Below are 26,934 nucleotides of genomic sequence, written 5' to 3'. Positions count from 1 at the left end.
AGAGACTCCAGAGGTGAGGTGCTGTATGACGACGGTCAGCAAGCCCGGGAGGTGGCTGCTGCGCCGGCCGTCGCCGGAGGCGGCGGCCCGGCTGTTCTGCTTCCCGTACTCCGGGTGCGGCGCGTCCATGTACAACGGGTGGCCGCGGCGGACCGGAGACGTCGAGCTCTGCCCGGTGCAGCTGCCCGCGCGGGAGAACCGGATGCGGGAGCCGCACCACGGCTCGTACGAGTCACTGGCCGAACAGGCCGCCGAGGCGCTCGCGCCCTACCTGGACCGGCCGTTCGGCGTGTTCGGGCACTGCGGCGGCGCGCTGGCCGCGTTCGCCACCGCGCTGCAACTGCAACGGACCGGCCGGCCGGTGCCCACCGCGGTGTTCGTCTCCTCCCAGGTCGCGCCGCACCAGGGACCGTACGGGCGCTTCCTCGGCCTGGGCCGGGACGAACTGCGCGAGGAGCTCGCGCGGTTGACGCTGTCGATGGGCGGCCGGGTCCAGCCGTCCGCCCTCGACCTCGCGCTGGACGTCCTGGAGCAGGACGTGGCGGGAAACCGGAACTACCGGCTGGACGCCCCGGTCCTGCTGGACGCGGCGGTGCACGCGATCGGCTGGAGCGGGGACGTGGAGATCCGGCCCGACCAGATGGACGGCTGGCGGGAGTACGCGGCCCCCGACCGCTACCACCCGGTGGTGCTGGACGGCGAGCACCACGCCTTCCTCAAGGCCCCGGCGGAACTGATGGCACGATTCACCGAGGGACTGGCACTGTGACGTCCGGCCGGAAGACCGGCGTGCTGCGCCGCAACGGAGACTTCCGCAACCTGTGGCTCGGCCAGTCCGCGTCCATGCTCGGCTCCAACATGACGGCCGTGGCCGTCCCGCTGATCGCCTCGGTCACGCTCTCGGCCTCGATCTCCGAGCTGGGCGTGCTCAGCGCCGCGAGCTACCTGCCCTACCTGCTGGTGAGCCTGTTCGTCGGGGTCTGGGTGGACCGCAAGCCCAAGCGCCCCATCATCATCGGCGCCGACCTCCTGCGCGGCGCCACCATGATGCTCGTCCCGTGCGCCTGGTGGCTGGACGCCCTGACGGTGCCGCTGCTGGTCGGCGTCGTCCTGCTGGTCGGCCTGTGCAGCGTGGTGGCGGACATCGGCAACGCCTCCCTGCTGCCCGCCCTGGTCGAGCGCGACGACCTGATCGAGGGCAACAGCAAGCTGGAGCTGAGCAGTTCGGTGTCGAACATCGGCGGCCACTCGCTCGGCGGGGTGATCGTCCAGGCCCTGACCGGCCCGGTCGCGATGGCCCTCAACGCGGCCACCTTCGTGGTGTCCGCGCTGTTCACCTCGCGGATCAGGCGGCGCGAGCCGGCCCCGGAGAGCACCGGCGAGCCCGGCTCCGTCTGGAAGGACGCGGCCGAGGGCACCCGCTTCGTCCTGGGCAACCCGCTGCTGCGGGTCCTGGTGCTCGCCACCCTGGTCGCCAACTTCTTCGCGCTCGCCTGCGAACCGCTCTTCCTCGCCTTCGTGACCCGCAGCCTGGACCTCGCCCCGACCTTCGTCGGCGTCATCCTGGCCTCCTCGGGCGCGGGCGCCCTGATCGGGGCGGTGCTGGCCGGGCCGATGAGCCGGCGGATGCCGCTGGGCCGGCTGCTGGTGCTCACCTCGACCGTGATCGGCCTGGCCTCGCTGCTGACCCCGTTGGCCACCGTGGTGCCGGAGGCCGCGGCGATCGTGCTGCTGCTGGTGATGCACGTGGTGAACTCCGCGATGGTGATCGTCTGCAACATCAACCTGCGCGCCTACCGCACCTCCATCACGCCGGACGAACTCCAGGGCCGGATGACCGCCGTGGTGCGGATGGTCGTCATGGGCGGCGCCCCCCTGGGGGCCGTCTTCGGCGGCTTCCTCGGCGACCGGATCGGCGTCTCGCCGGCCCTGGTGCTCGCCTCGGTGGGCCTCCTGGTGGCCGCCGGGATCATCGCCCTGTCGCCGGTCCGACGGGTGACCGAGATCCCCGGGGCGGCCGCCGGCCCGGAGCCGACCGCGGACCACGGGTCGGCCCAGGCCGACCCCGTCGAGGGGGTCCCGGTTGACTAGCCCCACCGACCTGCCCGCCGCCACCGCGCTGCGGGAGGCCCCTGGCCGCGGCACGGGCACCGGCCGGGCCTTCGGCACCTTCGGCGAACTGCTGCAGGGCGCACTGCCCGACGACGGCCCGGAGTTCCTGGTCACCCTCCCGATCGCCGGCTGGAGCTCCGCGACCTTCCGCTACGACCCGGAGGAGCCCGGGGTCACCGTCCGGCCCGCCCACAAGGCCAAGTCCCGGCGGCTGGCCGGGCTGCTGCTGGAACTGACCGGACGGCCCGGCGGCGGCGAACTGGAGCTGACCGGCGAACTGCCCGAGGGCAAGGGGCTGGCCAGTTCCTCCGCCGACCTGGTGGCGACCGCCCGGGCCGTCGCGGCGGCGCTGCGCACACCCCTGCCACCGACCTCGATCGAGGCGCTGCTGCGGCGGATCGAACCGACCGACGGCGTGATGTACGACGGCATCGTCTCCTTCCTGCACCGGGACGTCCGGCTGCGCGAGCGGCTCGGCTTCCTGCCGTCCATGACCGTCCTCGCCCACGACGAGGGCGGCCGGGTCGACACCGTCGGCTTCAACCGGATCCCCAAGGACTACACCGACGAGGAACGCCGGGAGTACGGCCGGCTGCTGACCGCGCTGGGCACGGCGGTGCGCACCGGGGACCTCGCCGAGGTCGGCCGGATCGCCACCCGCAGCACCGAACTGAGCCTGCGGCGGCGGCCGCACCGCGGCTCCGCGGAACTGCGCGCGCTCTGCGCGGAGCTCGACGGCCTCGGGCTGGTCCGCGCGCACAGCGGCACCAACCTGGGCGTCCTGCTGCCCGCCGGCGACCCGGAGCTGGCCGCGAAGGTCGAGCACGCCCGGGCCGTCTGCCGGTCGGCCGGCGGCACCGTGTCGGTGCACCGCACGCTCGGCCCCGAGGAGTTCACCGCCGTACCGGACCTCAGCGCCGTGGCGGACCTCACCGCCGCAGCGGACCTCACCGCCGTACCGGCCGCACCCGTCGCCGGGGAAGGACAGTCCCATGCGCTCTAGGCCCCCGCGCTCTGACGCCACACCGGCCGAGGCCGAGGCGGACACCCTCACCGGGCTGCTGGCCCGCCGAGCGGAGCGCCGCCCGGACGCGACGGCCGTGCTGTGCGGCACCGAACGGCTGAGCTACCGGGAACTGGACGAGCGCGCCAACCGGCTGGCCCGCGAGCTGATCGCGCGCGGGATCGGTCCGGAGCAGCTGGTGGCGGTGGCCCTGGAGCGGTCGGTCGGGCTGCTGGTGGCCCTGCTCGGGGTGCTCAAGGCCGGCGCCGCCTACGTCCCGGTGGACCCGGGGTACCCGGCGGAGCGCCTCGACCAGGTGCTCCGGGACGCCGAACCGGCGCTGCTGCTCACCGTCGCCCCGACCGCCGGGGCGCTGCCCCGCACCCCGACCCCGGTGCTGCTGCTGGACTCCGCCGCGACCGGGCTCGCCCTGGCCGGCCACGGCGCCGACCCGGTGCGGGACGCCGAGCGCCTGCGGCAACTGCGGCCCCAGCACCCGGCGTACGTCATCTACACCTCCGGCTCGACCGGACGGCCCAAGGGCGTCGTGCTGTGCCACGCCTCCGTGGTCAACTACCTGACCTGGGCGGCACGTTCCTACCCGAGCACGGGCGGGGTGGCGCTGGTCCAGTCCTCGGTCGCCTTCGACCTGACCGTCACCGGCCTGTTCGCCCCCCTGCTGGCCGGCGGCGCGGTGCACCTGGCGGGCGGGCGCGGCGGCGGCCGGGCCGCCCTGCGCGAGCACCCGTGCACCTTCCTCAAGGCGACCCCGGGGCACCTGCCGCTGCTCGACCTGCTCCCGGCGGAGTTCTCCCCCCGCCGTGAACTGGTCCTCGGCGGCGAGCAGTTGCTCGGTGCCGCACTGGCCGGCTGGCGGGCCCGGCATCCGGAGGCCACCGTGGTCAACGAGTACGGGCCGACCGAGGCCACCGTCGGCTGCACGGAGTACCGGATCGAACCGGGCGCGGAGCTGCCGCCCGGGCCCGTCCCGATCGGCACCGCCATCGACGGCGTCCGGCTCCACGTCCTGGACGCGCGGTTGCGGCCGGTCGACGGGCCGGAGGCCGAGGGCGAGCTGTACGTGTCGGGCGCCGCGCTGGCCCGCGGCTACCTCGGGCGACCGGACCTGACCGCCGAGCGCTTCCTGCCCTGCCCGGACGGCCCGCCCGGCGAACGGATGTACCGGACCGGCGACCTGGTGCGGCGCGGCGCGGACGGCGTTCTGTACTACCTCGGCCGGGCCGACCGGCAGGTGAAGGTCAAGGGGTTCCGGATCGAACCCGCCGAGGTGGAGGCCGCGCTGCTCGGCCACCCGGCGGTGGCCCAGGCGGCCGTCTTCGTCCAGCCCGCCGAACCGGACACCCCGGGCGACCGGTTGGCCGCCTGCGTGGTGCTGCGTGCCGATCGGTCGGAGCGGGCCGAGGAGCTCCGGGCCCATCTGGTCGACCGGCTGCCCGAGTTCATGGTGCCGACCCTTCTGACCGTGCTCCCGGAGATCCCGCTGACCCCCGGCGGAAAGGTCGACCGGGATGCCCTGGCGGCCCGTAATTCCCTTGCCTCCGAGGCCCCTCCCGTCCTTTCCTGAATGAACGACCCGTCAAATGCCCGATCGTGTCCGACAAGCCCACTGCTAGGATCTGTCAAATGCGCCCACTCGCCGACAACGAAGTCCGAGAATCCTTCGTCAACTGCACCAAGGGAGAGGCGCGCAGGCTGAGCCTTCCCCGCAACCTCTCCGAACTCCCCTGGGACGACCTGGACTTCCTGGGCTGGCGGGATCCGGGCGCGCCCGACCGCGGCTACCTGGTGGTGGAGCGGGGCGACGGCCTGGTGGGGATCACCCTGCGGTCGCCGAACGTCCGGCGCAGCCTGACGAAGACCAACGTCTGCTCGCTGTGCATCACCATCCACGGCGGCAGCGGGGTCGCCCTGCTCTCCGCCCGGCTGGCCGGGCCGGCCGGGCGCGAGGGGAACACCGTCGGCACGTACATCTGCGCCGACCTGGCCTGTTCGCTGTACGTGCGCGGCAAGCGCAGGTCGGCCTCGGTCAGCCGCCCCGAGGAGTCGCTCTCGTTGGAGGAGCAGATCGCCCGCACGATGACCAACCTCGACGCCTTCGTGGCGCAGGTGCTCAAGAAGGCCTGATCCGCGGGCCGCGGAAGCCGGCGGCCGAGGCCGGAGGCCGACGACCCGGGCGGTCGTCGGCCTCCGGCGTCACGGCGCCCCGGCCCCGAAGGCCTCCCGCAGGTGGGCCGTGAACCGCTCGACCGTGGGACGCTCGTAGAGTGCCTCGGCGCCGAGCCGCAGTCCGGTCAGGGCCTCGATCCGGTCCACGATCCCGGCCGCCTGCAGCGAGTGGCCGCCCAGCTCGAAGAAGTCGTCCCGCACGCCCACCGGTTGGATCCCGAGCGCGTCGGCCCAGAGCCCGGCGATGATGCCCTCGATCTCGTCCCGCGGCGCCGCGTACGGCGTGCCGAGGTCCGGGCGGCCCTCGTCCGGGCGGGGCAGGGCCCTGCGGTCGACCTTTCCGTTGGGGGTCAGCGGCAGTTCGTCCAGGGCCACGAACCGGCCGGGGACCATGTGCTCGGGCAGGCTGCGGCGGCACCACTCCCGCAGCGCGGCGACCTCGGGCGCCCGGCCGCTCCGCCAGACGCCGTACGCCACCAGGGCGGTGCCGCCCGGGAGGTCCTCGCGGGCCAGCACGGCGACGGCGAAGGCCTCCGGGTGGGCGCCGAGCACCGCCTCGACCTCGCCGAGGTCGATCCGCATCCCGCGCAGCTTGACCTCGTGGTCGATCCGGCCGAGGAAGTCCAGAAGGCCGTCCGGGCGGCGGCGGACCAGGTCGCCGGTGCGGTAGACCCGGGCGGGCGTCCCAGGGGCGCCCGGGTGCGGCACGAACCGCTCGGCGGTGAGCCCGGGGCGCCGCCAGTACCCGCGGGCGACCCCGGCCCCGCCGATCCACAGCTCGCCCGGGGTGCCGTCGGGGACGGCGGCACCCGCGTCGTCCACCACCAGCACGTCGGTGCCGCGGATCGGCCGGCCGATCGACACCCGGCCACCGGGGTCGACCTCCCAGGCGGTGGCCCACACGGTGGTCTCGGTGGGCCCGTAGACGTTGGTGACGGTGGACGCCACACCGGCCAGCGCCCCGGCCAGTTCGGCGGTCAGCGCCTCGCCGCCGACGACGACCCGCAGGCCCGGCACCCGTTCCCGGAGTTCGGGGACGAGCAGGCGCAGCAGCGAGGGCGTGGACTGCAGCAGGGTCGCCGCCGAGGCCCGGAGCGCCTCGGCCAGCCGCCTTGGGTCGTGCACCAGTTCACGCCCGGCCAGCACGACGGTGCCGCCGCTGACCAGCGGCCCGAAGATCTCCAGCACGGCGATGTCGAAGGAGACGGTGGTGATCGCGAAGAACCGGTCCGCGGGGCCCAGCGCGAACCGCTCGACCATGTCGGCCAGGAAGTTCACCACGCCGGCGTGCCGGACCATCACGCCCTTGGGCAGTCCGGTGGAGCCCGAGGTGTAGATCAGGTAGGCGAGGTCGTCGGGCCCGGCAAGGCCCTCGGGGCCGCCTGGGCGGGCCCGGTCCTCCGGGGAGACCTGGTCCTCCGGGCCGTCCGGGTCGTCCGGGTCGTCGGCGTGCCGCGGCCCGTCCAGGTCCTCCAGCAGGAGTTCCTGGAGGCCCTCGGCCCAGGCGCGGCCGCTGTTGTGACGGTCCGTCACCAACACGGCGGCCTCGGCGTCCTCGACCATGAAGCGCAGGCGCCCGTCCGGGTACGAGGGGTCGAGCGGCAGGTAGGCGGCGCCCGCCTTGAGCACCGCCAGCAGGGCCGCGACCAGGCCGGTGCCGCGTTCGACGGCCACCGCGACGTGACTGCCGGGGGTGACGCCGCGGGCCCGGAGGGCTCGGGCCAGCCGGTCGGCCCGCGCGTTCAGCTGCCGGTAGGTCGTCCGGTCCGGGCCGCTGACCACGGCGAGCGCGTCCGGGGTGCGGTCGGCCTGGGCCTCCACCAGCCGGTGGACCGTCGGCGCGTCGTCTGCGGAGAGCATGGATCCCCCATCGTCGGGTACGGTGCGGACTGCGTCGACAGAGCGATCCTGCAACGGGGCGGGCCCCCGGAACAAGATCCGCGGGCGACCACCCCGCCCGGATGTCCCGTTCATGACAATATCTCACCTCTCGTCGGCCCCTGCGCCGGTACGGCGCGATTCCGGCGAGTTTCCGGACGGCACCGTGCCGTTCGGGAAAACTCGGGCTACCGAACCTCCCCGGTTCCTGGCAGACTCGACGATTGATCGACAACGGGGCCGTCGCGGACACAATCTCCCGGCCTCCTACGAACTTCCACAACCATGAGGCCGGGCACGTCGATTGACATCGTGCCGTCGACACGGGGGTGCGGCGTGAATTCCGATAACGAACTCCTTCGACGCCTGCGCGAAAACCGCAGGACCACGACCGGAAAACCGACGGTCGAACACCTTCCGGCCACCGGACCGGTTCCCGCGTCGAGTTCCCAGCAACGCCTGTGGTTCCTCGACCGGTTGCACGGCGGCAACGCGGCCTACAACGTCCCGATCGCCGTCCGGATCGACGGCCCGCTCCGGCCCGACGCGCTCACCGGCGCCGTCCGCGACCTGGTCCGCCGGCACGAGGCGCTGCGGACCCGCTTCACCTTCGACGGGCAGGACCTGCTCCAGGAGACCGTCACCGCAGCGGAGTTCGACGTCCCGTACCGCACCGTCGAGGGATCCGACCCGGCCGCCCGGGAGGCCGAGCTCGGCCGGCAGCTGACCGCCGAGGCCCGACGGCCCTTCGCCCTCGACGGCGAACTCCTCGTCCGGGCCGCGCTCCTGCGCACGGAGCCCGACCGGCACGTCCTCCTGCTGAACTTCCACCACAGCGTGATCGACGGCTGGTCCGAACGAGTCCTCCTCGCCGAACTGTGGACGCTCTACCAGGGCCTGACCACCGGCCCCGCCGCCGAACTCCCGCCGCTGCCCGCCACCTTCGCCGACCACGCGCGCCGGGAACGGGCGGCGACGGACCAGGGCGGGTTCCGGGACGGCCTGCGGTACTGGCAGGAGCAGCTGCGCGGCCCGCTCCCCCGGCTCGACCTGCCCACCGACCGCCCCCGGCCCGCGCGGCCCAGCTTCGCGGGCGACGCCGTCCTGCTCGAACTGCCGCCCCGGCTCACCGCCCGGGTCGGCGAGCTCTGCCGGGCCGAGGGCGTCACCCCCTTCATGCTGGCGACGGCCGTGCTGAACGTCGTGCTGTCGCACCGCACCGGCGGGACGGACCTGGTGATCGGCACGCCGGTCGCCAACCGGCGGCAGCCGGAGTACCACGGCGTCGTGGGCTTCTTCGCCAACACGGTGGCGCTGCGCACCAGCCTGGCCGGCTCCCCGGACGTCCGGGAGCTGCTGCGCCGCACCCGCGGCACGGTGGCGGCGGCGCAGACCCACGAGGCCGTCCCCTTCGCCCAGGTGGTCGAGGCCGTCGCCCCCGGGCGCGACCGGACCGGCGCCGCGCTCTTCCAGGTCCTCTGCACCTACGCCGACCTACACGACTCCCCGGCCCCCTCCGGGCCCGGACCGGCCCTGCGCACCGGGTTCGTCGAGATCGCCGGGTGCAGCACCCGCTTCGACCTGGAGGTGCAGGTCGAGCGGCGCCCGACCGGCCTGGTCTGCCGCTTCGCCTACGCCACCGAACTCTTCGACCGCGACCGGATCCAGCGGCTGGCGGAGCACTACCTGGCGGTGCTGACCGCCGCCGTGGCCGACCCGGGCCGGCCCGTCGCCGACCTCCCCACGGTCTCCGCGGCGGAGCGCGCCCTGCTGCTGACCACCGGGACCGGCGAACGGCTCGCGCCGCCCCCGCGCACCGTCCCCGAGCTCTTCCAGGACCAGGCCGCCCGCACCCCGGACGCCACGGCGCTGCTGTACGAGGGCGAGGCACTCGGCTACGCGGAGCTGAACCGCCGCGCCAACCGGCTCGCCCACGCGCTGATCGCCCGGGGCGCCGGGCCGGAACGGGTGGTCGCCCTGCTGCTGCCGCGCTCCGCGGAGATGTTCGTCGGCCTGCTGGCGGTGCTCAAGACCGGGGCCGTCTACCTGCCGGTCGACCCGGACTACCCGCCCGAGCGGATCGCCCACCTGCTCGGCGACGCACGGCCGGTGCTCGCCCTCACCCACGCCGACACCGCGCCGGCCCTGCCGCCCGGCGTCCCGCAGCTGCGCACCGACACCGCGGACACCGCCGCCGACCTCGCGGGGCGACCGGACCACGACCCCGAGGACCGCGACCGCACCGCCCCGCTGCACCCCCAGCAGTCCGCCTACCTGATCTACACCTCGGGCTCGACCGGCACCCCCAAGGGCGTCCTGATGCCCGCCGCCGGCCTGCTCAACCTGCTGACCTGGCACCGCACCGCCTTCCCCGGCGGCCCGGGCACCAGGACCGCCCAGTTCTGCGCGATCGGCTTCGACGCGTCCGTCCAGGAGATCCTGACCACCCTGGTGACGGGCAAGACCCTGGTCGTCCCCACCGACGCGATCCGCCGCAGCCCGGAGGACCTGGCCGGGTGGATCGAACGGCACGAGGTCGACGAGCTGTTCGCGCCCACCTCGGTGATCGAGGCCCTGTACGAGGCGGCCGAGGAGCACGGACGGGCCCTCGCCCCGCTGCGCACCGTCTACCAGGGCGGCGAGGCGCTGACCACCAGCGCCCGGGCCCGCGCCTTCCACCACCCCGACACCGGCCGGCGGCTGCACAACATCTACGGGCCGGCCGAGACTCACGCCGTCACCGCGTACAGCCCGGCACCGGACAGCACGGGCTGGCCGGCCACCGCCCCGATCGGCGGCCCGATCGCCAACACCCGGGTGTACCTGCTGGATCCGACCCTGCGGCTGGTCCCGTACGGCGTGGTCGGCGAGGTCCACCTGGCCGGGGCCGGCGTCGCCCGGGGCTACGCGGGCCGGCCCGACCGGACCGCAGAACGCTTCCTCCCCGACCCCTTCGGGCCGCCCGGAGCGCGGATGTACCGCACCGGCGACTTGGCCCAGTGGCTGCCCGACGGCACCCTGGCCTTTCTCGGCCGGGCGGACCACCAGGTCAAGATCCGGGGCTTCCGGGTGGAACCCGGGGAGATCGAGGAGGCCCTGAGCCGGCACCCGGCCGTGGCCCGGGCGGCGGTGGTGGCGCGGGAGGACCGGCCCGGCGGGAAGGCCCTGGTCGGCTACCTCGTCCCGGCCCCTGCCGGGACCGGCCGCGGCGCCGTCCCCGCCGCCGCCCCTGCCCCCGCTCCGACTCCGGCGGAGCTGCGCCGGCACCTGTCCCGCACGCTGCCCTCCTTCATGCTGCCCACGTCCTACGTGTGGCTCGACCGGCTGCCGCTGACCCCGAACGGCAAGCTCGACCGGGCCGCCCTCCCCGCCCCCGAATCCGAAACCCCGGCCACCGCACGGGAGTTCGGCAGCGAGACCGAGCGGCGGCTGAGCGCGGTCTTCGCCACGGTCCTGCGCCGGCCGGACGTCGACGTCGACCGGAGCTTCTTCGACCTCGGCGGACACTCGCTGCTGGCCACCCGGCTGATCAACCGCATCCGCTCGGAGCTGGGCGTCGAACTGCCGCTCCGCGCGCTCTTCGAGACCCCCACGGTGGCCGAGCTGGCCGCACTGCTGGACAGCGCCGCCGCGAGCGACCGGTGACACTGTGTTGAACCCGCACACCGACGTGCGCCCACCCACCGACGCAGGAGTGTCGTGCCATGACCGAACCCGATGTCGACTTCGACGGAATCGTCGAGCAGTACCACCGAGACGGCTTCGTCGTCCTCCCCGCCCTGATCCCCGATCAGCTCCTCCAGGAGATCCGCCGGGCGCTCCCCGGCCTCCTCGCCGAGGACGGCCCGCAGCGCTTCTTCGAGCAGGACGGCAGCACCGTCCGCGCCGTCTACGGCCTGCACCGCAAGGGCGCCCCCTGGCGCACCGTCAGCGAGGAGACCCTGCTCCCCCGCGCGGCACGGACGCTGCTGGGCGAGTCCATGTACGTCTACCAGTGGAAGATCAACCCGAAGGCCGCCAACACCGGTGACCGCTGGGAGTGGCACCGCGACTTCACCTTCTGGCAGCGGGAGGACGGCATGCCCGCGCCGGACGCGCTCACCGCGGCCGTCTTCCTGGACGAGGTCACCGAGGAGAACGGCCCGCTCCAGCTGATCCCCGGCAGCCACACCGTCGCGACCAGGTACGAGACCGCCGAGGAACAGCGGGCCGACAGCGCGAGCCGCGCGGACGACAACTGGTCGGCCATCGTCTCCGCCAACCTGTCGCACTCGATCCCGCCGGCCGTGGCCGAGGAACTCGCCGAGAAGCACGGCGTCCACCGCGCCACCGGCCCCGCCGGGACGGTGGTGCTGTTCAGCAGCAACATCGTGCACGGCTCGTCGCCCAACCGGTCCGAGCAGCCCCGGACGCTCGCGCTGATCACCTACAACACGGTGGGCAACGCCCCGGCGGAGTGGGCGAACCCGCGCCCCGAGTTCTTCCTGAACCACGACGCGACGGCACTGGACGTCCGTTCCTGACCGCACGGCCGGGGCCCGCCGACCCCGCCACCGCGCGGGCCGCGAGGCCATGACCGCGCGGGCCCCGGAGCCATGACCGCGCGGGCCCTGGAGCCGTGGCCGCGGGGGCCGCGAGCCCGCCACCGGCTGACGCCGTCCGCCCGCTCCTCCTCCGATCACGAGATCATCCGCAGAACCCTCCATGAAGTGGACACGACATGCCCTTCGACGATGAGCACTCCCCCCTGCCCCGCCGGGACATCGCGAGCGAGGTGGTGGACGTGGACCTCTCCACGGTTCGGCGGGAGGAGCGGGCCGGCTCGGCACCGCTCTCGTACGCCCAGGAACGCCTCTGGTTCCTCGACCGGATGGACCCCGGCAACAGCGCCTACACCGTCCCCGTCGCCCTGCACCTGCTCGGCGAGCTCGACCGGGCCGCCCTGGCCCGGGCCCTGGGCCGACTCGTGGACCGGCACGAGATCCTGCGCACCCGGTTCACCGAGGGCCCGGACGGCACACCCGTCCAGGTCGTCGACCCGAGCGGCGAGCTCCCGCTCACCCCCGTCGACGCGACCGACCAGGACGACGCCCAACTCTCCGAAACGCTCCACCGGGAGGCCTACCGGCCCTTCGACCTCGCCCGCGGACCCCTCGCCCGGGCCTTCCTCCTCCGCCGCGGGCCACGGGAACACGTCCTGCTGCTGACGATGCACCACATCGTCACCGACGGCTGGTCGTACTGGGTCCTCGCGCAGGAACTGGAGGAGCTGTACGGTGCCTTCCGGCTCGGCCAGGACGATCCGCTGCCCGAACTCCCGGTACAGTACGCGGACTTCGCGATCTGGCAGCGCCGGTGGCTCCAGGGCGAGCGGGTGGAACGGCAGTTGGCCTACTGGCGCGACCGGCTGGCCGGACTGGAACCGCTGGACCTGCCCGCCGACCGCCCCCGCCCCGCCGTCCGCGGCACCCGCGGCGCCTCCCACAGCATCACCCTTCCGGAAGACCTCGCCACCGGGCTCCACGAGCTCACCCGGGCGCCGGGGGTCACCACCTTCATGGCCCTGATGGCCACCTACCAGATCCTGCTGGCCGCCTACACCGGCCACCGGGACATCGCCGTGGGCACCCCCTTCGCCGGCCGCAACCGCTCCGAGATCGAGGACCTGGTCGGGTTCTTCGTCAACACCGTGGTGGTCCGGACCGACCTCAGCGGCAACCCGACCGTCCGCGAGGTCCTGGACCGGACCCGCGAGAGCACCCTCGGCGCCTACGCCCACCAGGACCTCCCCTTCGAACGCCTGGTCTCCGAACTCGCCCCCCACCGCGACCTCAGCCGCACCCCGCTCTTCCAGACCATGCTCGGCGTCCAGAGCGCCGCCACCGGCACCTGGCAGCTCCCCGGCCTCGACGTGCGGACCCTCCCGCTGGACGACACGGCCGCAAAGTTCGACCTCACCGTCAACGCCACCGAGTCCGACGCCGGCCTGACCGTCGAATTCACCTACAGCACCGAGCTGTTCGACGCCGCGACGATCGAGCGGCTGGCCGCCCACTTCCAGAACGTCCTGCGCATCGTCACCACCGAGCCCGACGCCCGGTTGGACCACCTCGACGTCCTGAGCCCCGACGAGCGCCGCCGCATCCTGCACGAGTGGAACGACACCGCCGCGCCCTACCCCCACGACCGCACCGTCCACCACCTGGTCCAGGAACAGGCCCGGCTGCGCCCCGACGCGATCGCCCTCGTCCACGGCGACCAGCAGATCGGCTACCGCGAGCTCGACGAGCGCGCCAACCGACTCGCCCACCGGCTCAGGGAATCCGGGGTCCGCACGGACTCCGCGGTGGGCATCTGCGCCGAACGCGGCCCCGAACTCGTCATCGGCCTGCTCGCCGTCCTCAAGGCCGGCGCCGCCTACCTCCCGCTCGACCCCAGCCACCCCACCGAACGCCTCACCCGGATCCTCGCCACCGCCCGCACCGCCGTCGTCCTGCACGACGCGCACCTCGCGGACCGCCTGGACCGCTACGACGGCGCCCTCATCGCGCTCGGCGACCCCGCCACCGCCACCCGCCCGGCCACCGACCCGGCCGTCGACGTCCGGCCCGACAACCTCGCCTACGTGATCCACACCTCCGGATCCACCGGCACCCCCAAGGGCGTCCAGATCACCCACCGCTCCGCGCTCAACACCTGCGCACGGATGGCCGAGTCGCTCGCCGTGTCGGCCGAGGACCGGGTGCTCCTCAAGACGCCCTTCGCCTTCGACGTCTCGGTCTGGGAGTTCGTCACCACCCTGATCACCGGCGCCACCCTGGTGATCGCCCCGCCCGGCGCGGAGCGGGACCCCGCGCTCCTCGCCCGCACGGTGCACGAGACCGGTACGACCGTGCTCAACTTCGTACCGAGCCTGCTCCAGCGCTACCTCGAAGTCCCCGACGTCCGGCGCCTGTCCACCTCTCTGCGCGTCGTGCTGTGCGGCGGCGAAGTGCTGCCGGCCACCGTCGCCCGGAAGGTCCGCGAGTCCATCGGCGGCGCGGAGTTCCGCAACCTCTACGGGCCGAGCGAGGCGACGATCAACGCCACCTCCTACGACTGCCGTTCGGGGTCGTGGGAGGAGGCGGTGCCGATCGGGCGGCCGCTCGACAACACCCGGATCCACGTCCTCGACCCGACCGGGCGCCCCGTCCCGATCGGCGTCACCGGCGAGCTCCACATCGGCGGCGACGGCCTCGCCCGCGGCTACCACCACCAACCCGCCCTCACCGCCGACCGCTTCGTCCCCGACTCCTTCACCCCCGGCGCCCGCCTCTACCGCACCGGCGACCTCGCCCGCTACCGCCCCGACGGCACCCTCGACTTCCTCGGCCGCACCGACGACCAGGTCAAGATCCGCGGCCACCGCATCGAACTCGGCGAGATCGACGCCCGCCTCCAACAACACCCCGCCATCACCGCCAGCACCACCATCACCCGCGAGGACACCCCCGGGGACAAGCGGCTCGTCGCCTACCTCACCACCAACGCAGCGACACCACCCAGCACTTCGGAACTGCGCGAACACCTGCGCCGCCACCTGCCCGACTACATGCTCCCCGCCGCCTTCCTCACCCTCGACCACCTCCCCCTCACCCCCAACGGCAAGATCGACCGCCGATCCCTGCCCGCCCCCGACCACACCCGCCCCGAGCTCGACACCACCTACGCGGCGCCCGGCACCCCCAACGAACAAGCCCTCGCCCGGATCTGGACCGACATCCTCGGCCTCACCACCGTCGGCATCCACGACAACTTCTTCGACCTCGGCGGACACTCCCTCCTCGCCACCCGCGTCACCTCCCGCCTACGCACCGAACTCGGCCACGAACTCCCCGTCCGCGCGATCTTCGAGACCCCCACCATCGCCCAACTCGCCACCACCATCGACGCCTCGGGAGCGGTCGCCGCCAGGGCCCTCCGTCGCGCGGAACGACCGGCCGCCGTCCCGCTGTCGTACGCCCAGGAACGCCTCTGGTTCCTCGACCGGATGGAGCCGGACGGCAACGCCTACACCGTCCCCGTCGCCCTGCACCTGTTCGGCGAACTCGACCCGGCAGCCCTGGAGCAGGCGTTGCGGCAACTCGTCGCCCGGCACGAGATCCTCCGCACCCGGTTCGCCGACATCGCGGACGCGGCACCCGCCCAGGTGATCGACCCCACCGGCGACCTGCCGCTCGTCCAGATCGACGCGAGCACCTGGGACGACGCCCACCTGGTGTCAGCACTGCACCGAGAGGCGAACCGGCCCTTCGACCTCGCGCGCGGTCCGCTCGCCCGCGCACACCTGTTCCGCCTCGACCCGCAGCAGCACGTGCTCCTGCTCGCGATGCACCACATCGTCACCGACGGCTGGTCCTACCGCATCGTCGCCAGGGAACTGGACGAGCTCTACGCGGCCCTCCGCGAGCGACGGCCGAGTCGACTGACCGAACCCGGCCTCCAGTACGCCGACTACGCGATCTGGGAGCGCGCCCGGCTCCAGGGCGAGCTGGTGGAAGGGCAGTTGGCCTACTGGCGGGAGCAGCTCGCCGGACTGGAACCGCTCGACCTGCCCACCGACCGCCCCCGCCCCGCCGTCCGCACCGGCCGGGGCGCCACCCACACCATCACCGTTCCGCACGACCTCGCCACCGCCCTCCACAAGCTCGGCCAGGACCACGGCGTCACCACCTTCATGACCCTACTGGCCACCTATCAGATCCTCCTGAGGACCTACACCGGCCACCACGACATCGCCGTCGGCACCCCCGTCGCCAACCGCAACCGCTCCGAAACCGAAGACCTGGTCGGCTTCTTCGTCAACACCCTCGTCCTCCGCACCGACCTCACCGGCAACCCCACCATCCGCGAGATCCTCAACCGAACCCGCGAGAGCGCCCTCGGCGCCTACGCCCACCAGGACCTCCCCTTCGAACGCCTGGTCTCCGAACTCGCCCCCCACCGCGACCTCAGCCGCACCCCGCTCTTCCAGACCATGCTCACCGTCCACGGCTCGACCACGGACATCTCCGACTGCTGGCGGCTGACCGGCCTGGACGTCCAGACGCTCCCGCTGGACGACACGGTCGCGAAGTTCGACCTGACCGTCAGCGCGACCGATTCGGGCTCCGACCTGACCGTCGACTTCACCTACAGCACCGACCTGTTCGACCCGGCGACGATCGAACGACTGGCCACCCACTTCCAGAACGTCCTGCGCGCCGTCACCACCGAGCCCGACGCCCGGTTGGACGCACTCGACGTCCTGAGCCCCGACGAGCGCCACCGCATCCTCCGGGACTGGAACGACACCGCCGCGCCCTACCCCCACGACCGCACCGTCCACCACCTGGTCCAGGAACAGGCCCGGTCGCGGCCGGACGCGATCGCCCTCGTCCACGGCGACCAGCAGATCGGCTACCGCGAGCTCAACGAGCGCGCCAACCAACTCGCCCACCGACTCCGCGCATCCGGCCTCCACCCCGACACCACCGTCGGCATCTGCGCCGAGCGCGGCCCCGAACTCGTCATCGGCCTGCTCGCCGTCCTCAAGGCCGGCGCCGCCTACCTCCCCCTCGACCCCACCCACCCCACCGAACGCCTCACCCACCTGCTCAGCTCCACCGACACCAGCGTCGTGCTCCACCACCCCCACCTCGCCGACCGCCTCGGCCCGTACGACGGCACCCTCCTCGCCCTGAACGACCCGGCGACCACCGGGTACCCGACCACCGACCCCGATCCGGTCGCCCGCCCCGGCAATCTCGCCTTCGTGATCCACACCTCGGGGTCCACCGGCACCCCCAAGGGCGTCCAGATCACCCACCAGGCCGTCCTACGCCTCGCCCACAACACCCGCATCGCCGACACCACCCCCGACGACGTCTTCCTCCACCTCAACTCCATCGCCTTCGACGCCTCCAGCTACGAGATCTGGACCCCCCTCACCACCGGCGCCACCCTCGCCATCGCCACCCCCGGCCGCACCACCACCGAAACCGCCACCCACGACATCCACACCCACCGACCCACCGTCCTGCTCCTCACCACCGCCCTCTTCCACACCCTGGTCGAGGACTCCCCGCAGGCGCTGGCCGGGGTCCGGCACGTCCTGGCGGGCGGCGAGGCCCTGTCCGCCGCGCATGTCCGAACGTTCCTGGAGTTCCACCCCCGCTCGGCCGTCGTCAACGTCTACGGGCCCACCGAGAGCACCACCATGGCCACGGGCTTCACCTGTCGGCCGGGATCGTGGACGGGTTCGGTGCCGATCGGGCAGCCGATCGACAACACCCGGATCCACCTCCTCGACCCGGCCGGGCGCCCCGTCCCGATCGGCGTCACCGGCGAGCTCCACATCGGCGGCGACGGCCTCGCCCGCGGCTACCACCACCAACCCGCCCTCACCGCCGACCGCTTCGTCCCCGACTCCTTCACCCCCGGCGCCCGCCTCTACCGCACCGGCGACCTCGCCCGCTACCGCCCCGACGGCACCCTCGACTTCCTCGGCCGCACCGACGACCAGGTCAAGATCCGCGGCCACCGCATCGAACTCGGCGAGATCGACGCCCGCCTCCAACAACACCCCGCCATCACCGCCAGCACCACCATCACCCGCGAGGACACCCCCGGCGACAAACGACTCGTCGCCTACCTCACCACCAACGCAGCGACACCACCCACCACTTCGGAACTGCGCGAACACCTGCGCCGCCACCTCCCCGACTACATGCTCCCCGCCGCCTTCCTCACCCTCCACCACCTCCCCCTCACCCCCAACGGCAAGATCGACCGCCGATCCCTGCCCGCCCCCGACCACACCCGCCCCGAGCTCGACACCACCTACGCCGCACCCACCACCCCCAACGAACAAGCCCTCGCCCGGATCTGGACCGACATCCTCGGCCTCACCACCGTCGGCATCCACGACAACTTCTTCGACCTCGGCGGACACTCCCTCCTCGCCACCCGCGTCACCTCCCGCCTACGCACCGAACTCGGCCACGAACTCCCCGTCCGCGCGATCTTCGAGACCCCCACCATCGCCCAACTCGCCACCACCATCGGCGAACCGCAGGCCGCCGGCGCACCGCCCGTCGAAGCAGCCGAACGCCCCGCCGTCATCCCCCTGTCGTACGCCCAGGAACGCCTCTGGTTCCTCGACCAGATGGAGCCGGACAGCAACGCCTACACCGTCCCCGTCGCCCTGCACCTCCTCGGCGAACTCGACCAGGCGGCGCTCGCCACCGCCCTGCGGCAACTCGTCGCCCGGCACGAGATCCTCCGCACCCGCTTCCCGCTGGGCGCCGACGCCGCCCCCGTCCAGGTGATCGACCGGACCGGCAAGCTGCCGCTGGTCCGCATCGAGGCGGGCGACTGGGACGACGCCCGCCTCGCCCAGGCCCTGGAGGACGAGGCGGCCCTGCCGTTCGACCTCGCGCGCGGCCCGCTGGCCCGCGCACGCCTGTTCCGCCTCGACCCGCAGGAACACGTGCTCCTGCTCGCGATGCACCACATCGTCACCGACGGCTGGTCCTACCGCATCGTCATCCGGGAGCTGGAGGAGCTGTACGGTGCCCTCCTGGCCGACCGCCCCGAACGACTCTCCCGACCCGACCGATCCGGCGGAGCCGACCGGACGACGGGACTACCCGAACTCCCCGTGCAGTACGCCGACTTCGCCATCTGGCAGCGCCGCTGGCTCCAGGGCGAGGTGCTGGACGGGCAGTTGGCCTACTGGCGGGAGCAACTCGCCGGACTGGAAGCACTCGACCTGCCCACCGACCGCCCCCGCCCCGCCGTCCGCACCAGCCGGGGCGCCACCCACACCATCACCGTTCCGCACGACCTCGCCACCGCCCTCCACAAACTCGGCCAGGACCACGGCGTCACCACCTTCATGACCCTACTGGCCACCTACCAGATCCTCCTGAGGACCTACACCGGCCACCACGACATCGCCGTCGGCACCCCCGTCGCCAACCGCAACCGCTCCGAAACCGAAGACCTCATCGGCTTCTTCGTCAACACCCTCGTCCTCCGCACCGACCTCACCGGCAACCCCACCGTCCGCGAAGTCCTCCGCCACACCCGGGACACCGCCCTCAACGCCTACGCCCACCAGGACCTCCCCTTCGAACGCCTGGTCTCCGAACTCGCCCCCCACCGCGACCTCAGCCGCACCCCGCTCTTCCAGACCATGCTCACCGTCCAGGACGCCACCCTCGACAGCTGGCAGCTCCCTGGTCTGGACGTCCGCACCCTCCCGCTCGGCGACGACGTCGCCAAGTTCGACCTCACGGTCACGGCCACCGAGTCGGCCACGGGCCTGACGATCGACTTCACCTACAGCACCGACCTGTTCGACCCGGCGACAATCGAACAACTGGCCGCCCACTTCCAGAACGTCCTGCGCATCGTCACCACCGAGCCCGACGCCCGGTTGGACGCACTCGACGTCCTGAGCCCCGACGAGCGCCACCGCATCCTCCGGGACTGGAACGACACCGCCATGCCCTACCCCCACGACCGCACCGTCCACCGACTCGTCGAACAGCACGCCGCCGAACGCCCCGACGCGATCGCCCTCGTCCAGGGCGACCGACGGTTCAGCTACCGCGAGCTCAACGAGCGCGCCAACCAACTCGCCCACCGACTCCGCGCATCCGGCCTCCACCCCGACACCACCGTCGGCATCTGCGCCGAACGCAGCCCCGAACTCGTCATCGGCCTGCTCGCCGTCCTCAAGGCCGGCGCCGCCTACCTCCCCCTCGACCCCAGCCACCCCACCGAACGCCTCACCCACCTGCTGACCTCCACCCGCACCACCGTCGTGCTCCACCACCCCCACCAGGCCGGGCTGTCGGCCTCCTTCGGCGGCACCCTGATCCCCCTCGACGATCCGGCCACGGCCGACCGGCCGACCACCGATCCCGGCCACCCCGTCAATCCGCACCACCTCGCCTACGTGATCTACACCTCCGGTTCCACCGGCACCCCCAAGGGCGTCCAGATCACCCACCAGGCCGTCCTACGCCTCGCCCACAACACCCGGATCGCCGACACCACCCCCGACGACGTCTTCCTCCACCTCAACTCCATCGCCTTCGACGCCTCCAGCTACGAGATCTGGACCCCCCTCACCACCGGCGCCACCCTCGCCATCGCCACCCCCGGCCGCACCACCACCGAAACCGCCACCCACGACATCCACACCCACCGACCCACCGTCCTGCTCCTCACCACCGCCTTGTTCAACACCCTGATGGACAACGCCCCGCAGGCCTTCACCACGGCCCACCACGTCCTGGTCGGCGGCGAGGCGCTCTCCCCCACTCATGTCAACGCCTTCCAGGAACTGCACCCGGACAAGAGCCTGGTCAACGTCTACGGGCCGAGCGAGAGCGCGACCATCGCCTCCACCGCCCTGCTCTCGACCCGCCAGGGGAGCACCGTCACGATCGGGCGGCCGATCGACAACACCCGGATCCACGTCCTGGACGCGGCCGGGCGCCCCGTCCCGATCGGCGTCACCGGCGAACTCCACATCGGCGGCGACGGCCTCGCCCGCGGCTACCACCACCAACCCGCCCTCACCGCCGACCGCTTCGTCCCCGACCCCTTCACCCCCGGCGCCCGCCTCTACCGCACCGGCGACCTCGCCCGCTACCACGCCGACGGCACCCTCGACTTCCTCGGCCGCACCGACGACCAGGTCAAGATCCGCGGCCACCGCATCGAACTCGGCGAGATCGACGCCCGGCTCCAGCAGCACCCGGCCGTCACCGCCGGCACCACCGTCGTCCGCGAGGACACCCCCGGCGACAAACGACTCGTCGCCTACCTCACCACCAACGCAGCGACACCACCCACCACCACCGAACTCCGCGAGCACCTGCGCCGCCACCTCCCCGACTACATGCTCCCCGCCGCCTTCCTCACCCTCCACCACCTCCCCCTCACCCCCAACGGCAAGATCGACCGCCGGGCCCTGCCCGCCCCCGACCACACCCGCCCCGAGCTCGACACCGCCTTCGCGGCGCCCGGCACCCCCGCCGAGCAGGCCCTCGCCCGGATCTGGGAGGAGGTCCTCGGCCTCACCGCCGTCGGCATCCACGACAACTTCTTCGAGCTCGGCGGCGACTCGATCCTGGGCATGCAGGTGATCGCCAAGGCCAAGCGCTTCGGTCTGCGGCTGACCCCCCGGATGATCTTCCAGTACGAAACGGTGGCCGAGATCGCCGCCCACCAGCACCAGGCCGGCGCGGTCGACGCCGAACAGGGCCCGGTGACCGGGGACGTCCCGCTGACGCCCGTCCAGCACTGGCTGTTCGACCAGCGCCCCGCCCGCCCGGACCACTTCAACCAGTCGGTCCTGCTCGACGTGGCGGGCCTCGCCCCCGAGCTGCTGCGGCCCGCGCTGGCAGCGGTGGTCGACCACCACGACGCGCTGCGCCTGCGCTTCCCCCGGGACGGTGCCGGACCGGCCCGGCACGCCCTCCCGGCCGACCCCGAGCAGCTGCTGACCGGCGTCGACCTCTCGGCCGTCCCGGACGCCGAACTGACCGACCGGCTCCAGCGGTCGGCCGACGACCTGCAACGCGGACTGGACATCGCCGAGGGTCCGCTGGTCCGCGGCGCGCTGTTCGACCTCGGCGGGGCCCGCGGCCGGCTGCTGCTGCTGGTCGTCCACCACCTGGTGGTGGACGGCGTCTCCTGGCGGATCCTGCTGGAGGACCTCGGCACCGCGTACGCCTCGCTGGACGCGGGCCGGGAGGTGCTGCTGCCCGCCAAGACGACCTCCTTCCGCGCCTGGTCACGGAAGCTGACCGAGTACGCCCTCTCCCCGGCCGCCACGGCCGAGTCGGCGTACTGGACCGCCGCCCCGGCGGCCGTCCCCCTGCCCCGCGACCACACCGCACCGGCCGACGGCCGAACCGACGACGGCGGGAACACCGTCGCCGCCGAGGAGCTCGTCACCCTCCGGCTGACCGAGGAGGACACCGAGGCCCTGCTGCGCCAGGTGCCCCGCGCCCTCGGCACCCAGATCAACGACGTGCTGCTCACCGCCCTCACCGAGGCCGTGGCCAGCTGGACCGGTCGCGACACCGTGCACATCGACCTCGAAGGCCACGGCCGGGAGGACCTCTTCCCCGAGGTCGACCTCTCCCGCACCGTCGGCTGGTTCACCAGCGTCTTCCCGGTCGCCCTGCACCGGGAGCCCGGGGCCGCCCCCGCCCGGCAGGCGGGTGCCGTCCGCGACCAGCTCGCCCGGGTGCCCCGACGGGGCATCGGTTACGGGATCCTGCGCCACCTGGGCGCCCCCGGAACGCGGGAGGCGCTGAGCCGCCCGGCACCGGAGATCAGCTTCAACTACCTCGGCCAGTTCGACCGCGAGCTGCCCGGCCTGGGCGGCTACGCCGACCCCGACCTACTGCGGGCCGGCGAACTCGACCCGGCGATGCGGCGCGGCCACCTGCTCCAGGTGACCGGCAGCGTGCTCGACGGGCGGCTGCGGATCGACGTCGGCTACGCGCCCGCCGTCCACCGCCGGGAGACCGTCCAGGGCCTGGTGGACGCGATGGCGCGCACGCTCACCGCGCTGGTCGCCGCCGCCTCGGGCGGCGCCGACCCGGCCGCCCCCACCGTCCACGACTTCCCCCTGGCCGACCTCGAAGCATCGGATCTGGCCGCCATCCTCAAGAGGTTCTCCTGATGACCCAGCACAACGTCGAGGACATCCACCGGCTCTCCCCGCTCCAGGCCGGGATGCTCTTCCACTCCGTGGCCGACTCCGGCGGCGAACAGCCGTACCTGGTGCAGACGGTGGACGAACTGTCCGGGCCGCTGGACCGCTCGGCGTTCCGGCAGGCCTGGCAACAGCTGCTGGACCGGCACACGGCGCTGCGCAGCGTCTTCCTCTGGGAGGACCTGCCCGAGCCGTTGCAGGTCGTGCAGCGGCGGGTCGAGCTGCCGCTCGCCGAACTCGACTGGCGGGACCACCCGGACACCGAGCAGCGCGCCCGCCTGGACGGGCTGTTGCGGGACGACCGCGCGGCGGGCCTCGACCTCGCCGCGGCCCCGCTGTTCCGGCTGACCCTGGTCGCGGTCGCCCGGGACCGGCACTGGCTGCTGTGGACCTTCCACCATCTGCTGCTCGACGGCTGGAGCCTCCCGCTGCTCCAGCGGGAGTTCGCCGAGCTGTACCGGGCGGCGCTGCGCGGCGCCCCGGCCGGGCTCCCCGCGCCGGTGCCGTACTCCCGCTACATCGCCTGGCTGGACGCCCAACCGAAGGCGGCGGCCCGGGAGTTCTGGCAGTCGTACCTGGCGGGCTTCACGGAGCCGACCCGGCTCGGGGTGGACGGGCCGACCGGGCGGACCGGCTTCGCCGCCCACGAGCTGGTCCTGGACCGGGCGCGGTGCGCGCGGGTGCGCGAGTTCGCCCAGCGCAGCCGGGTCACGGTGAACGTCCTGGTGCAGGCCGCCTGGGCGCTGCTGCTGAGCCGGTACGGCAACGGCGAGGACGTGCTGTTCGGCACCACCGTGGCCGGACGGCCGCCGGCCCTGGCCGGTGCGGAGTCGATGGTGGGGATGTTCATCAACACCCTGCCGGTCCGGCTCCGGGTGCCCGGCGGGGAGCGGGTGTCGGCGTGGCTGCGCCAGGTGCAGCGGCAGCAGGCCGAGTACCGGCAGTACGAGTTCGGCTCGCTGGCGGAGATCCAGGGTTGGAGCGGGCTGCCGAAGGGGGCGCCGCTGTTCCGCTCGATCCTGGTGTTCGAGAACTACCCGGCCGCCCCGGCGCCGGAGCGGCCGGACGAGCTGACCGAGCTGACCGAGCTGACCGTCGAGACCCTGCTCAGCGTGGAGAACACCGGCTATCCGCTCACCCTGGTCGCCTACGCGGGCCGGGAGCTGGGGGTCCGGTTCTCGTACGACCGCGGCCTGTTCGACCCGGCCGCGGTCGAACGGATGGCGGGGCACTTCGAGAACCTGCTCGACGCCCTGGTCGCCGCCCCCGACGCCCGGCTGGACGAGCTCGACCTGCTCGGCCGCGAGGAGCACCACCGGCTGCTCCGGGACGCGGCCGGGAGCGGCCGCACCGCGCCGCGCCCGCAGGACCGCACCGTCCACCAGCTGGTCGAGGAGCAGGCCCGCTCGCGGCCGGACGCCGTCGCCCTGGTGCACGGCGACCGGCGGCTCCGCTACCGCGAGCTCAACGAGCGGGCCAACCGGCTCGCCCACCGGCTCCGGGGCCTCGGCGTCCGGCCGGACACCACCGTCGGGGTCTGCGCCGAACGCGGGCCCGAGCTGGTCGTCGCCCTGCTCGCCGTCCTCAAGTCCGGCGCCGGCTACCTCCCGCTGGACCCGGCCCACCCCACCGAGCGCCTCACCCACCTGCTCGCCACCACCGGCACCGCCGTCGTGCTCCACGACGCCCACCTCGCCGACCGCCTCGGCCCGTACGGCGGCACCCTCCTCGCACTGGCCGACCCCGCCACGGCCGACCACCCCGGCACCGACCCCGACCCCGTCGCCGGGCCCGACCACCTCGCCTACGTGATCCACACCTCCGGGTCCACCGGCACCCCCAAGGGCGTCCAGATCACCCACCGCAACGTCCTCGGCCTCTTCGCGGCGACCGGCCCGGAGTTCGGCTTCGGGCCGCAGGACGTCTGGACGTTCTTCCACTCCTTCGCCTTCGACTTCTCGGTCTGGGAACTGTGGTGCCCGCTGACCACCGGTGGCCGGGTGGTCGTGGTCGACCGGGCGACCGCCACCAGCCCGGCCGAGTTCCTCGACCTGCTGGCCCGGCAGGAGGTGACGGTGCTCAACCAGACCCCGTCCGCCTTCGCGATGCTCCAGCAGGCGCTCGACCCGGCGAGCGCCGCCCGGCTGCGGCTGCGGCTGGTGGTGTTCGGCGGAGAGGCGCTCCGGCCCGCGCGACTGGGCCGCTGGCTCGCGCTGGTGGGCGAGGGGCGCACCCGGCTGGCCAACATGTACGGCATCACCGAGGTGACCGTGCACGCCACGCTGCGGGACGTCCGGCCCGCCGACATCCTGGCCGCGGCCCCCGGCTCGCCGATCGGCCGACCGCTCGGCAACACCCGGGCGTACGTCCTGGACCCGGCCGGGCGCCCCGTCCCGACCGGGGTGCCGGGCGAGCTGTACATCGGCGGCGAGGGCCTGGCCCGCGGCTACCTCGGCCGGCCCGCGCTGACCGCCGAGCGCTTCGTCCCCGACCCCTTCACCCCGGGTGCCCGGCTCTACCGCACCGGCGACCTGGCCCGCCGCCGCGCCGACGGCGACCTGGAGTACCTGGGCCGCGGCGACGACCAGGTCAAGATCCGCGGCCACCGGATCGAGCCCGGCGAGATCGACGCCCGCCTCCAGCAGCACCCGGCCGTCACCGCCAGCACCACCGTCGTCCGCGAGGACACCCCGGGCGACCGGCAGCTCGTCAGCTACCTGACCACCGGCGCCGGGACGGCCCCCACCACCACCGAACTCCGCGAGCACCTGCGCGGGTTCCTGCCCGCCCACATGCTGCCCGCCGCCTTCGTCACCCTCGACCGGCTGCCGCTCACCCCCAACGGCAAGACCGACCGCAAGGCCCTCCCGGCGCCCGACCGGGCCCGGCCGGAGCTGGCCGCCGACTACGCCGCGCCCCGCACGGCCGTCGAGGAGTCCGTCGCCGCGGTCTGGGCGGAGGTCCTCGGCCTCGCCGCCGTCGGGGTCCACGACGACTACTTCGACCTCGGCGGGGACTCGGTGAAGAGCCTGCGGATCGCCGGGAGGCTGCGCCGGCTCGACCTCGCGGTCGGCCCGGGCGACATCCTGCGCAACCCCACCGTCGCGCGGACGGCGGCGGCCGCCCGGGCCGCGGCGGCGGGCGGCGGCGCCGGGCGGGGGGCCGCCGGTCCCGAGGTGTCCGTCACCTGGCTGAGCCGGGGCCCGGCCCCGGCCCCCGTCCTGTTCTGCTTCCCGGAGATCTCCAACACCGTCCACGGCTACGCCCGGCTGGCGGCCGCGCTCGGCCCCGAGGTCTCGGTCGTCGCGCTGGCAGCCGGGACGCCGCGGGCGGGCGAGGGCCTGCCCGACCTGGCCCGGGCGTTCTGGCGGGCGGTCCGCGACGTCCGGCCCGCCGGCCCGTACCTGCTCGCCGGGTGGTCGATGGGAGGCGTGGTGGCGGCCGAGGTCGCCCGACTGATCGAGGAGGCCGGCGAACGGACCGCGCTGCTGACGCTGTTCGACAGCTGTCCGCCGACGCCGGAGTACCGGGAGCACCTGGCGGGGCGGGCCGAGATCGCCCGGGAGCTGGACGAGAAGCTCCGGGCCGCCGGGCCCGGCTTCCCGGACGACCCGTGGACCGCCGACGTCGAGGCCCTGCTGCCCGAACTGGACCTGCCGGTGGAGCTGCTCACGCTCGCCCGGGAGGACCTGCTCGCCCACCTGGCGACGCTCCGGCACAACCTCGCCGCCCTGATCGCCCACCGGCCGCGCCCGGTGCGCTGCCCCGCGCTGCTCTACCAGGCGGCGGAGTCGGACTGGCCGGTCCCGCCGGCCGAGGGCTGGGCGGCCCTGGTCGGCTCGCTGACCGTCCGGCCGGCCCGGGGCGGCCACCTCACCCTGCTCCAGGAGCCGTACGTGGCCGGGCCGGCCGGCGAGCTCGCGGAGGCTCTGCGCCGCCACCGGTCCACGGCCGGCTGACCCGCCCGCAACGCCCGATGGCACCGCCC

The 26,934-nt window shown here is 73.7% G+C and carries 10 protein-coding genes; 9 read left to right on the top strand and 1 reads right to left on the bottom strand.

The annotated features are described in order from the left end of the window. Positions 1–25 precede the first annotated feature (25 nt). Genes ACZ58X_RS09390 through ACZ58X_RS09370 form a run of 5 tightly spaced genes read left to right on the top strand, consistent with a single transcriptional unit; the run spans position 26 to position 5,260 of the window. Positions 26–769, top strand: coding sequence for a thioesterase II family protein (locus tag ACZ58X_RS09390; protein WP_470333048.1), 744 nt, complete (start codon positions 26–28; stop codon positions 767–769). Beyond that, complete coding sequence (locus ACZ58X_RS09385; protein WP_470333047.1) at positions 766–2,091, top strand: MFS transporter; 1,326 nt, start codon at positions 766–768, stop codon at positions 2,089–2,091. The genes ACZ58X_RS09390 and ACZ58X_RS09385 overlap by 4 nt, the downstream gene beginning before the upstream one ends. Then, complete coding sequence (locus ACZ58X_RS09380; protein ID WP_470333046.1) at positions 2,084–3,115, top strand: GHMP family kinase ATP-binding protein; 1,032 nt, start codon at positions 2,084–2,086, stop codon at positions 3,113–3,115. The genes ACZ58X_RS09385 and ACZ58X_RS09380 overlap by 8 nt, the downstream gene beginning before the upstream one ends. Then, on the top strand, positions 3,105–4,700 hold the full coding sequence (locus ACZ58X_RS09375; RefSeq protein WP_470333045.1) for an amino acid adenylation domain-containing protein: 1,596 nt from the start codon (positions 3,105–3,107) through the stop codon (positions 4,698–4,700). The genes ACZ58X_RS09380 and ACZ58X_RS09375 overlap by 11 nt, the downstream gene beginning before the upstream one ends. A gap of 59 nt (positions 4,701–4,759) precedes the next feature. After that, on the top strand, positions 4,760–5,260 hold the full coding sequence (locus ACZ58X_RS09370; protein ID WP_470333044.1) for an FBP domain-containing protein: 501 nt from the start codon (positions 4,760–4,762) through the stop codon (positions 5,258–5,260). A 69-nt stretch (positions 5,261–5,329) separates the two neighbouring features. Here ACZ58X_RS09370 and ACZ58X_RS09365 read toward each other — a convergent pair whose 3' ends face one another. Then, positions 5,330–7,162, bottom strand: a complete 1,833-nt coding sequence (locus ACZ58X_RS09365; RefSeq protein WP_470333043.1) for a non-ribosomal peptide synthetase — start codon at positions 7,160–7,162, stop codon at positions 5,330–5,332. Between the two features lie 303 nt (positions 7,163–7,465). On the opposite strand from ACZ58X_RS09365, the gene ACZ58X_RS09360 reads away from it, so the two are divergent. The 4 genes from ACZ58X_RS09360 to ACZ58X_RS09345 all read left to right on the top strand — a co-directional run bounded on the left by ACZ58X_RS09360 (position 7,466) and on the right by ACZ58X_RS09345 (position 26,905). Beyond that, on the top strand, positions 7,466–10,825 hold the full coding sequence (locus ACZ58X_RS09360; RefSeq protein WP_470333042.1) for a non-ribosomal peptide synthetase: 3,360 nt from the start codon (positions 7,466–7,468) through the stop codon (positions 10,823–10,825). 59 nt (positions 10,826–10,884) lie between these two features. Continuing rightward, positions 10,885–11,703, top strand: coding sequence for a phytanoyl-CoA dioxygenase family protein (locus ACZ58X_RS09355; protein ID WP_470333041.1), 819 nt, complete (start codon positions 10,885–10,887; stop codon positions 11,701–11,703). Positions 11,704–11,900: 197 nt separating this feature from the next. Further along, complete coding sequence (locus ACZ58X_RS09350; RefSeq protein ID WP_470333040.1) at positions 11,901–22,913, top strand: amino acid adenylation domain-containing protein; 11,013 nt, start codon at positions 11,901–11,903, stop codon at positions 22,911–22,913. After that, positions 22,913–26,905: an amino acid adenylation domain-containing protein gene (locus ACZ58X_RS09345; protein WP_470333039.1), complete on the top strand. Its 3,993-nt coding sequence runs from the start codon at positions 22,913–22,915 to the stop codon at positions 26,903–26,905. Before ACZ58X_RS09350 ends, ACZ58X_RS09345 begins: the two co-directional genes overlap by 1 nt. Positions 26,906–26,934 lie beyond the last annotated feature (29 nt).

Source organism: Kitasatospora sp. NPDC040550, from assembly GCF_055594965.1.
Note: the sequence above shows the minus strand (reverse complement) of the source record. Positions and strands in the feature narration are given on the sequence as shown.